Source organism: Streptomyces sp. SID9727 (genome assembly GCF_010550605.1).
Lineage (GTDB): Bacteria > Actinomycetota > Actinomycetes > Streptomycetales > Streptomycetaceae > Streptomyces.
Genome location: NZ_JAAGNI010000500.1, coordinates 1 through 9,592 on the forward strand (window position 1 = coordinate 1; position 9,592 = coordinate 9,592).

The following is a 9,592-nucleotide window of genomic DNA, read 5'->3' on the forward strand; positions in this document are numbered from 1 at the left end:
GGCGGCCACGCCTCCCCGCGCGAAGCCACCGCGCGGCGCACCCGCGTACAGCCTGAAACCGGGCACCCCGGACCTGGCCACCTTCCCGCGCGCCGAGTGGCTGAAGGCCGCCCGGCGCGCCCTGGCCGCCGCGCCGAACGACGCCTTCGGCTACGGCGACCCGCGCGGTCGCGTCGAACTGCGCACCGTCCTCGCCGAGTACCTGGCCCGGGCGCGCGGGGTGTACGCCGACCCGGACCGGATCATCGTCTGCTCCGGATTCGTGCACGCCCTGATGCTGCTCGGCAAGGTGCTGCGCGGGCGCCGGGTGCGGGAGGTGGCCGTGGAGTCGTACGGTCTCGACGTCCACACCCGCCTGCTCACCGATGCCGGGCTGCGCATCCCCTGCCTGCCGCTCGACGAGCTCGGCACCCGGACCGGCGAGCTGCACGCCCTGCGCCACGCGGGCGCGGTCCTGCTGACCCCGGCGCACCAGTTCCCCACCGGCGTCCCGCTCCACCCGGACCGGCGGGCGGCGGCCGTCGACTGGGCCCGGGCCACCGGCGGGCTGATCCTGGAGGACGACTACGACGGCGAGTTCCGGTACGACCGCCAGCCGGTCGGCGCCCTCCAGGGCCTGGACCCGGAACGCGTCGTCTACCTGGGCACCGCCAGCAAGTCCCTGGCACCGGGGCTGCGGCTCGGCTGGATGGTGGTGCCGCGCGCCCTGGCCGCCGGGATCGCCGAGGCGAAGGGGGCGAGCGACTGGGCGCCGGGCGCGCTGGACCAGCTGACGCTCGCGGAGTTCATGGCCTCCGGGGCGTACGACCGGCATGTGCGGTCCATGCGGCTGCGCTACCGCAACCGGCGCGACCAGCTCGTCGCGGCGCTGGCCGAGCGCGCGCCGGAGGTCCGGGTCAGCGGGATCGCCGCCGGGCTGCACGCCGTCCTCGAACTGCCGGAGGGCGGCGAGGCCGAGGTGATCCGGGCGGCGGCCTGGCAGGGCCTCGCGGTCGAGGGCCTGGCCTACTTCCGCCACCCGGACGCCGACCTGAAGCGCGAGGCGCTGGTCATCGGCTACGGCACCCCCACGGACAGCGCGTGGTCGGGGGCGCTGGAGGCGCTGCTGCGGGTGCTGAGCTGAGCTGAGGGGCGGGCCGGGCCGGCTCCCGGTCCGCGCCCGCCCCCGGTGTCAGCCGCGCAGGACCTCCCGCAGCTGCTCGAGACCCCAGTCCAGGTCCTCCTTGCCGATCACCAGCGGCGGCGCGATCCGGATCGTGGAGCCGTGGGTGTCCTTCACCAGGACCCGGCGCTCCATCAGCCGTTCGGAGATCTCGCGGCCGGTGCCCACCTCCGGCTCGATGTCCACGCCCGCCCACAGCCCGCGTCCCCGTACGGCTTGCACCGAGCCCCCGCCCGCCAGGAGCCCCAGCTCGTGGTGGAGGTGGTCGCCCAGCTCGGCGGCGCGCTGCTGGTACTCGCCGGTGTTCAGCATGGCGATGACCTCCAGCGCCACCGCGCAGGCCAGCGGGTTGCCGCCGAACGTCGAGCCGTGCTCCCCGGGGCGGTACACACCGAGCACCGCCGCCGACGACACCACCGCCGACACCGGCACGACGCCGCCGCCGAGCGCCTTGCCGAGGAGGTACACGTCGGGGACGACGCCCTCGTGCTCGCAGGCGAAGGTCTTCCCGGTCCGGCCCAGACCGGACTGGATCTCGTCCGCGATGAACAGCACGTTCCGCTCGCGGGTCAGCTCCCGCACCCCGGCGAGATAGCCCGGCGGCGGCACCAGCACGCCCGCCTCGCCCTGGATCGGCTCGATCAGCACGGCCACGGTGTTCTCCGTCATGGCTTCGCGCATCGCGGTGAGATCCCCGTACGGCACGATCTCGAACCCCGGCGTGTACGGGCCGAAGTCGGCGCGGGCCTCCGGGTCCGTGGAGAAGCTGATGACCGTGGTCGTGCGGCCGTGGAAGTTGTCGGCGGCGACGATGACCTTCGCCATGCCGTCCGGGACGCCCTTGACCCGGTAGCCCCACTTGCGGGCGGTCTTCACCGCCGTCTCGACGGCCTCCGCCCCGGTGTTCATCGGGAGCACCATCTCCATGCCGCACAGCTCCGCCAGGCGCGTGCAGAAGTCGGCGAACCGGTCGTGGTGGAAGGCCCGGGAGGTGAGCGTCACCCGCTCCAGCTGTGCCCGCGCCGCGTTGATCAGCCGGCGGTTGTTGTGGCCGAAATTGAGCGCCGAGTATCCGGCGAGCATGTCGAGGTAGCGGCGGCCCTCGACATCCGTCATCCAGGCCCCGTCCGCCGTGGCGACGACGACGGGCAGTGGGTGGTAGTTGTGCGCGCTGTGCGCCTCGGCGGAGGCGATGGCGTCTTCCGTGGTCGACACGGGATCTCCGATCGTCGTGCGGTGTGGGCCGTGGGTGGGGCCCACTTTGTATCGTCGGTCGGTTCGTCCGCGGGGAAACCTTCGGTCCCCGGCGCGGCTGATTCTTCCGCCGCGCGAGCCCGCCGGGTTCCGCCGCGCGAGCCCGCCGGGCGATTCCTCCACCGGGCGCCCGGGAAGGCCCGCACACCTGAGACAATGAGCCCATGGCCTCTGAACGTCCCCGCGTGCTCTCCGGAATCCAGCCCACCTCCGGCTCGTTCCACCTCGGCAACTACCTCGGCGCGGTCCGCCAGTGGGTGGCCCTGCAGGAGTCCCACGACGCCTTCTACATGGTCGTCGACCTGCACGCCATCACCGTCGCCCAGGATCCGGCGCAGCTGCGGGCCAACACCCGGTTCGCCGTGGCGCAACTGCTGGCCGCCGGTCTCGACCCCGAGCGCTGCACGCTGTTCATCCAGAGCCATGTGCCCGAGCACGCCCAGCTGGGCTGGGTCATGAACTGCCTGGCCGGGTTCGGCGAGGCGTCCCGCATGACGCAGTTCAAGGACAAGTCCGCCCGGCACGGCGCCGACCGCGCCACGGTCGGCCTGTTCACCTACCCGATGCTGATGGTCGCCGACATCCTGCTCTACCAGGCCGACCAGGTCCCGGTGGGCGAGGACCAGCGCCAGCACCTGGAGCTGACGCGCGATCTCGCCGAGCGGTTCAACAGCACCTACGGCGAGACCTTCACCGTCCCGGACCCGTACATCCTCAAGGAGACGGCGAAGATCTACGACCTCCAGGACCCTTCCTCGAAGATGAGCAAGTCGACGGCGAACCCGAAGGGTCTGATCAACCTCCTGGACGAGCCGAAGACCACCGCCAAGAAGGTGAAGAGCGCCGTCACCGACACCGACACGGTGATCCGCTTCGACCGGGCCGAGAAGCCCGGCGTGAGCAACCTGCTCAGCATCTACTCGTCGCTCACCGGTGCCTCGGTGCCGGAGCTGGAGCAGAAGTACGAGGGCAAGGGCTACGGCGCGCTGAAGACGGACCTGGCCGAGGTCATGGTCGACTTCGTCACACCGTTCCGGACGAAGACGCAGGAATACCTGGACGACCCGGAGACGCTGGACTCCATCCTGGCCGCGGGCGCCGAGAAGGCGCGGGCCGTGGCCGCCGAGACCCTGGCGCTCACCTACGACCGGATGGGCCTTCTGCCCGCCAAGCACTGAGTCCAAGGACCCTGGCGGCGGAGGGCTCGCAGGCGGCACACTTGCGGCGTGAAGTCTGCGGCCGTCAGTGGCTGAAAACAGACCACCGAGAATTGAGGAGAACGACGTGGGGACCGTAACGCTCGGCGTTTCGATCGCGGTCCCGGAGCCCTACGGCAGCCTGCTCCAGGAACGCCGCGCGAGCTTCGGGGACCCTGCCGCACACGGCATTCCCACCCACGTCACCCTCCTGCCGCCGACCGAGGCCGAGGCCGCCGACCTGCCCGCGATCGAGGCGCACCTCGCCTCGATCGCGACCGGCGGCCGCCCCTTCCCGATGCGGCTGTCCGGCACGGGCACCTTCCGCCCGCTGTCCCCGGTCGTCTTCGTCCAGGTGGTCGAGGGCGCCTCGGCCTGCTCCTGGCTCCAGAAGCGGGTGCGGGACGCCTCCGGGCCCCTGACCCGCGAGCTCCAGTTCCCGTACCACCCGCACGTGACCGTCGCCCACGACATCCCCGAAGCGGCGATGGACCGGGCGTACGAGGAGCTCGCCGACTACGAGGCGTCCTGGATCTGCGGCTCCTTCGCGCTGTACGAGCAGGGCCGGCTGGACCGCGTCTGGCGCAAGATCAACGAGTTCCCGTTCGGTGCGGGCGGCACCGGTCCCGCCGTCCCCGCCCAGAGCGGGAGCACCCTGGACGCGCCCTCGCTGCAGCCGTAGCGGGTCACACCGGCAGCCGCCGGAACAGCGGCCGGGGCACGTGCCGCAACGCGGACATCACCCCGCGCAGCGCCCCCGGCACCCACACCGTCTCCGAACGCCTCCGCAGCCCCGTCACGATCGCGTCCGCCACCGCACCCGGCGTCGTCACCAGCGGCGTCCGGGTGAACGGGATCGTCGCCAGCGGCCCCCCGGCTTCCCGCACCGCCGCCGCGTCCGGGACCACGAGCCCGGGCCGCACCACCATCACGTGCACCCCCGTGCCGTGCAGCGCGTCACCGAGGCCCTGTGTGAACACGTCCAGGCCCGCCTTGCTCGACCCGTAGATGAAGTCCGCGCGCCGGGCCCGCTCACCGGCCACCGAGGACAGCACCACCAGCGATCCGTGCCCCTGCGCCTGGAGCGCGCCCGCGCACACCAGACCGGCGGAGACCGCGCCGGTGTAGTTCGTCTGCGCCACCCGGACCGCCGCGAGCGGCTCCTCCTCGTCGCGCTCCTGGTCGCCCGGGATGCCGAAGGCGAGGAGCACCATGTCGATGTCGCCCTCGGTGAAGACCTTGCCCAGGACCGTTTCGTGGGACTCGGTGTCCAGCGCGTCGAACGCCACGGTCTGCACGTACGCCCCCCGGTGGCGCAGGTCCTCCGCCGCCGCCTCCAGGGCGGGCGAGGGCCGGCCGGCCAGCCAGACCGTGCGGGTGCGGTGGGCGATCAGCCGGCGTGCGGTGGCGAGCCCGATCTCCGACGTGCCGCCGAGGACGAGCAGGGACTGCGGGGCACCGAAGGCATCCTTCACGGGAACGCTCCTTGCAGGGGAAGAGGGGTCTACAGCGACAGCCGGCGGGACAGGTCCGAGCGGAACGCCCCGGTCGGGTCCAGCTCGGCCCGCAGCGCCCGGAAGTCGGGCAGCCGCGGGTACATCGCGACGAGCGCGCCGGGGCGCAGCCGGGCGTCCTCGGTGAGGGAGACCCGGCCGCCCGCCGCCGCCACCTCCTCGTCCAGCGAGTCGAGGAAGCGGGCGAGCCCCGGCAGGCCGGCCGGCAGATCGAGGGAGAGATGCCAGCCGGGCGCGGGGAACGACAGCCAGCCGGGGCCGCCCTCGCCGCACCGCCTGAGTACCGCCCGGAAGGACGGGCAGCGGCTGCGGGCGATGCGTCCGACGATCCGCCGCAGCGTCTCCTCCTGCCCGTGCCCGACCAGGAACGCGTAGTGGATGCGGCCCCCGGTGGGGGAGACGCGGTCGCTGTGCGGCCGGGCGTCCAGGGCGCGGAAGAAGGCGCCGAGCGACCGGAGCTCCCCGGTGCGCGACCGGGGCGCGGAGCGGTAGCCGATCTCGTTGAGCGCGGCGGCGGACAGCCTGCCGAGGAGACGGGGCAGCAGCGGCGGCGCGGCCGGGCGGCGGGCCGGGCCGAGCGCGAGCGCGGTGTGCCGGGCGTGCGCCGGGAGCGCCCCCACCGGGACGTGGTCCGCGCGGACCAGGACGCCGCGGCCGGTGGCCCGGCCCCGGGCGGTGAGGTCGATCCGCGCGTACTCGTAGGGGCGGTGGCCGCGCCCCATCCGGGCCAGCAGGTCGTCCAGGCCGGCCGCCCGCTCGGTGTCGACCGCCATCAGGGCCGTGGTGACGGGCCGGAACCGGAGCGTGGCGGAGAGGATGACCCCGGTCAGGCCGAGACCGCCGGCGGTCGCGTCGAAGAGCGGGGTGCCCGGGCGTACCGTCCGCACCTCGCCGTCGGCGGTGAGCAGCAAGAACTCCGTGACGTGGCGGGAGAAGGAGCCGGCCGCGCGGTGGTTGTCACCGTGCCCGTCCGAGCCGATGGCGCCTCCCACCGTGACGTAGCGCCCGCCGGGCACCACCGGCGGGAACCAGCCGAGCGGAAGCATCACCTCGCGCAGCCGGTGCAGGGTCGTGCCCGCGTCGCAGACCACCAGGCCGGCCGCCGCGTCGATCGCCCGGACGCGGTCGAGCGCCGTCATGTCGAGGACCGAACCCCCGGCGTTCTGCGCCGCGTCGCCGTGCGTCCGGCCCAGTCCCCGGGCGATCGAGCCGCGCGGCCCGCAGCCCACCACGGTCGCCGCCGCCTCCTCGTGACTGCGGGGGCGGAAACGCAGGGCGGTCGTCGGGGCGGTGCGGCCCCAGCCGGTCAGGGACACGGTGTCGACGGACATGAGGGTGACCGTATCGCCCGGGATAACACCTTTGAGGGATTTGTTACAACACTCACCGAAATGGGTGATTGAGGGCCCGTCATGCCCAGCACCGTCCACCGGGCTTCGGTTTTGGCGCGCCGGAGGGGTAGTCGTGACCCATGGACTGGCTGAAGAAACTCCCCGTCATCGGGCCACTCGTCTCCCGGCTGATGGAGACGCACGCCTGGCGCAGTTACGAGACGCTGGTGCGGGTCCATTGGGCCCGGCTGGCCGCGGCCATCACGTTCATCAGCTTCCTCGCGCTCTTCCCGCTGATCGCGGTCGGCGCGGCGATCGGTGCCGCGCTGCTGACCGACAAGCAGCTGAACACGATCGAGAACAAGATCGCCGAGCAGGTGCCCGGCATCTCCGACCAGCTCGGCATCGACAATCTGGTCGCCCACGCGGGGACGGTCGGCCTGGTGGCCGGTGCGCTGCTGCTCTTCACCGGTATCGGCTGGATCGGCTCGATGCGGGACTGCCTGCGCGCGGTCTGGGAGCGGGACGACCTGGACGAGGGCAATCCGGTCCTGCGCAAACTCAAGGACGCCGGAGTGCTGTTCGGTCTCGGCGGCGCGGCGCTGGTGACGCTCGCCATCTCCTCGGTCGGCTCGGTGGCCGTGGGCTGGGTCGCGGACCTGCTCCACATCCCCGAGAACGGGGCGGGCGGGGTGCTGCTGCGGATCGCCGCCCTGCTGGTGGCCGTCGCCGCCGACTTCCTGCTGCTGCTCTACCTGCTGACGCTGCTGCCCGGCGTCGAACCGCCGCGCCGCCGGCTGATGGTGGCCGCGCTGATCGGCGCGGTCGGGTTCGAACTGCTCAAGCTGCTGCTCGGCAGCTATATGAAGGGCGTCGCGTCCAAGAGCATGTACGGCGCCTTCGGGGTGCCGATCGCCCTGCTGCTGTGGATCAACTTCACGGCGAAGCTGCTGCTGTTCTGCGCCGCCTGGACGGCGACTCCGAGCAAGGAGGACGAGCCGGCGGCGGAGACGGAGGAGGGCTCCACGCCCGCCGCACGGCGCGTCACGGGCGAGGACGGCGACGCATCAGGTCCGGCAGCGGCCAGCGCCGGTTGACCAGGAACACTCCGCCCGCGACGAGGACCAGCACCCCGCCGACGATGCCCAGCGCGATGCCGACCCCGCTGGAGCCGCCGGTGGAGGCCGCCACCCGAGCGGTCGTGTCCGGTCCGTGGCCGCTCCGGTCCGTGTCCGCCGTGTCCGCTTCGGCGCCCTTGCCCGCCCCGGCCGTGTCCGCGCCGTCGCCGGTGACCGCGGACTTCGGCGCGACCAGCTCACCGACCGGGGTGACCTTGCCGGTCGCGGCGAACCCCCAGTCCAGGAGCCGGGCCGCCTCCTTGTACACGGCGTGCGTCTCGTCGTCGGCCGGGTGCATGACGGTGACCAGGAGGACCTTGCCGTTGCGTTCGGCGACGCCGGTGAACGTGTTGCCGGCGTGCGTGGTGTAGCCGTTCTTGACGCCCGCGATGCCCTTGTACGCGGTGACGCCGTCGGCCCCGGTGAGCAGCCGGTTGGTGTTCTGGATGCCGAAGGTCTCGCGCTTCCCGCCCTTCTTCTTCTCGCCGGGGAACTGGGCGGTGGCCGTCGAGCAGTACTCCCGGAAGTCCGCGTTCTGGAGCCCGTCGCGGGCGAAGAGCGAGAGGTCGTACGCGCTGGAGACCTGCTCGGGCGCGTCGTACCCGTCGGGCGACACCACGTTCGTGTCCAGCGCCTGGAGCTCCACCGCGCGGGACTGCATGGCCTGGACGGTCTTCGGCACACCGCCGTACATCGAGGCCAGTACGTGCACCGCGTCGTTCCCCGAACGCAGGAAGACCCCGAGCCACAGGTCGTGCACCGTGTAGCTGAGGTCCTCCTTGATGCCGACGAGGCTGCTGCCCTCGCCCATGCCGGCGAGGTCCTCGTCCTTCACCGTGTACTCCCGCGTCTTCGGCAGGAGCGCCGGATCATCGAGCAGGGTGTCCGCGAAGAGCATCTTCAGCGTGGAGGCCGGGGGCAGCCGCCAGTGCGCGTTGTGCGCGGCGAGCACCTCGCCGGTCTCCGCGTCCGAGACCATCCATGACCGGCCTGTCAGCTTCTTGGGCAGCACCGGGGCGCCGGGCCCGAGGGCGACCTGGGTGCCGGCCTGCCCCAGCTGCGCGCCACCGACCTGCGACATGGCCGCGGGGGGCTTGGGGGCGTCGTCGTCCCCGTCGGCCGCGGAGGCGGGTGTGACGGCGAAAGCGGACAGCAGGGCGGCAGAGGTGACCGCCAACGCGGCCTTCTTGAGAGCTGGCACGGTCGAAAACGTACATGCAGTTGATGTGAATATATGTACCGGCGGCCAGACCCGCCGGGCGGACCGCCGGGACGGACCACCCCGCCCGCGCCACCCGGAACGCGGCGGTGATACTGAATCCATGAAGCTCAGCCGCCCGGTCTCCTGGTTCCTGCTCGCCTTCGGGGCGTGGTCGTGGGTCATCTGGGTCACCTTCGCCAAGAATCTGTGGAAGGACGGCAGCGGCCTCGCTTTCGACGACGCCGGTGACCCGACCGCGTACTTCTGGGTGCATCTGCTGCTCGCCATCACGTCCTTTCTCCTGGGGACGGCCGTGGGCTGGATCGGGTTCCGGGGCGTCAGGGCCTTGCGCACCGAAAAGGCTTGAAATCGCTGGTCCCGGCCGGGACCTGAATCGGGCGGTACCGGGATGAACGGGGCGGGGGAGCGGGCATGAGGGTCGTGGGGGCCGTGCTGGCGGCGGTCGTGGTGCTCGCACTGCTGGCGGCCGTGCACCGCTATCTGTGGCGCCGGTTCGTCGGTGACACGACGGCCCAGGGCAGCCCCTGGCGCCGGGCCGGCACGATCGCCGCGTACGTGCTGCCGCTGCTCAGCACCGGCGCCCTGGTCGCCGGGCCGGCGGGCGCGCCCTTCCCGGTCCAGCGGGCGCTGGCCTGGCCCGGGTACCTCTGGCTCGCCGCGCTGCTCTATCTGACGCTCGCCCTGCTCGTCGGCGAGGCCGTACGGCCCCTGCTCCGCCGGTGGCTCGCGCGCCGGACGGCGGCCGAGGCGGCGCCCGTACGGGAACCCGCGCCCGTCCCCGTACCGGCGTCGGCG

The 9,592-nt window shown here is 72.7% G+C and carries 9 protein-coding genes and 1 pseudogene; 6 read left to right on the forward strand and 4 right to left on the reverse strand.

The window, feature by feature from the left end:
• Positions 1–1,123: PLP-dependent aminotransferase family protein (locus G3I41_RS34140; protein ID WP_164404401.1), on the forward strand; the 1,123-nt coding region annotated here is incomplete at its 5' end.
• Positions 1,124–1,171: 48 nt separating this feature from the next.
• Here G3I41_RS34140 and rocD read toward each other — a convergent pair.
• Positions 1,172–2,377: an ornithine--oxo-acid transaminase gene (rocD, locus tag G3I41_RS34145; protein ID WP_164404402.1), complete on the reverse strand. Its 1,206-nt coding sequence runs from the start codon at positions 2,375–2,377 to the stop codon at positions 1,172–1,174.
• A gap of 203 nt (positions 2,378–2,580) precedes the next feature.
• On the opposite strand from rocD, the gene trpS reads away from it, so the two are divergent.
• Together trpS and G3I41_RS34155 are read left to right on the forward strand one after the other, a co-directional pair.
• Positions 2,581–3,594, forward strand: a complete 1,014-nt coding sequence (gene trpS / locus G3I41_RS34150; protein WP_164404403.1) for a tryptophan--tRNA ligase — start codon at positions 2,581–2,583, stop codon at positions 3,592–3,594.
• A 106-nt stretch (positions 3,595–3,700) separates the two neighbouring features.
• Positions 3,701–4,294, forward strand: a complete 594-nt coding sequence (locus G3I41_RS34155; RefSeq protein ID WP_164404404.1) for a 2'-5' RNA ligase family protein — start codon at positions 3,701–3,703, stop codon at positions 4,292–4,294.
• Between the two features lie 4 nt (positions 4,295–4,298).
• Here the strand turns inward: G3I41_RS34155 and G3I41_RS34160 are convergent, their stop codons facing one another.
• Together G3I41_RS34160 and G3I41_RS34165 are read right to left on the reverse strand one after the other, a co-directional pair.
• Positions 4,299–5,087: a decaprenylphospho-beta-D-erythro-pentofuranosid-2-ulose 2-reductase gene (locus G3I41_RS34160; protein ID WP_164404405.1), complete on the reverse strand. Its 789-nt coding sequence runs from the start codon at positions 5,085–5,087 to the stop codon at positions 4,299–4,301.
• A 29-nt stretch (positions 5,088–5,116) separates the two neighbouring features.
• Positions 5,117–6,457 (reverse strand): FAD-binding oxidoreductase, encoded by a 1,341-nt coding sequence (locus tag G3I41_RS34165; protein ID WP_164404406.1) that lies wholly within the window; start codon positions 6,455–6,457, stop codon positions 5,117–5,119.
• A 140-nt stretch (positions 6,458–6,597) separates the two neighbouring features.
• Between G3I41_RS34165 and G3I41_RS34170 the strand changes: the two genes are divergently transcribed.
• A complete protein-coding gene (locus tag G3I41_RS34170) occupies positions 6,598–7,554 on the forward strand; it encodes a YihY/virulence factor BrkB family protein (protein WP_164404407.1) in 957 nt (318 codons plus the stop codon).
• Here G3I41_RS34170 and G3I41_RS34175 read toward each other — a convergent pair.
• A complete protein-coding gene (locus G3I41_RS34175; protein ID WP_343242280.1) occupies positions 7,502–8,776 on the reverse strand; it encodes a D-alanyl-D-alanine carboxypeptidase in 1,275 nt (424 codons plus the stop codon). The genes G3I41_RS34170 and G3I41_RS34175 overlap by 53 nt on opposite strands.
• Before the next feature lie 121 nt (positions 8,777–8,897).
• Here G3I41_RS34175 and G3I41_RS36580 point away from each other — a divergent pair, with 121 nt between their 5' ends.
• Positions 8,898–9,143, forward strand: a complete 246-nt coding sequence (locus G3I41_RS36580; RefSeq protein WP_203602060.1) for a hypothetical protein — start codon at positions 8,898–8,900, stop codon at positions 9,141–9,143.
• 65 nt (positions 9,144–9,208) lie between these two features.
• A pseudogene (locus G3I41_RS34180) lies at positions 9,209–9,592 on the forward strand (metallophosphoesterase); the annotation flags it as partial.

Coding starts and splice junctions, on each gene's coding strand:
- trpS (WP_164404403.1), top strand. CDS start 2,581: ATGGCCTCTGAACGTCCCCGCGTGCTCTCCGGAATCCAGCCCACCTCC.
- G3I41_RS34165 (WP_164404406.1), bottom strand. CDS start 6,457: ATGTCCGTCGACACCGTGTCCCTGACCGGCTGGGGCCGCACCGCCCCG.
- G3I41_RS36580 (WP_203602060.1), top strand. CDS start 8,898: ATGAAGCTCAGCCGCCCGGTCTCCTGGTTCCTGCTCGCCTTCGGGGCG.
- G3I41_RS34170 (WP_164404407.1), top strand. CDS start 6,598: ATGGACTGGCTGAAGAAACTCCCCGTCATCGGGCCACTCGTCTCCCGG.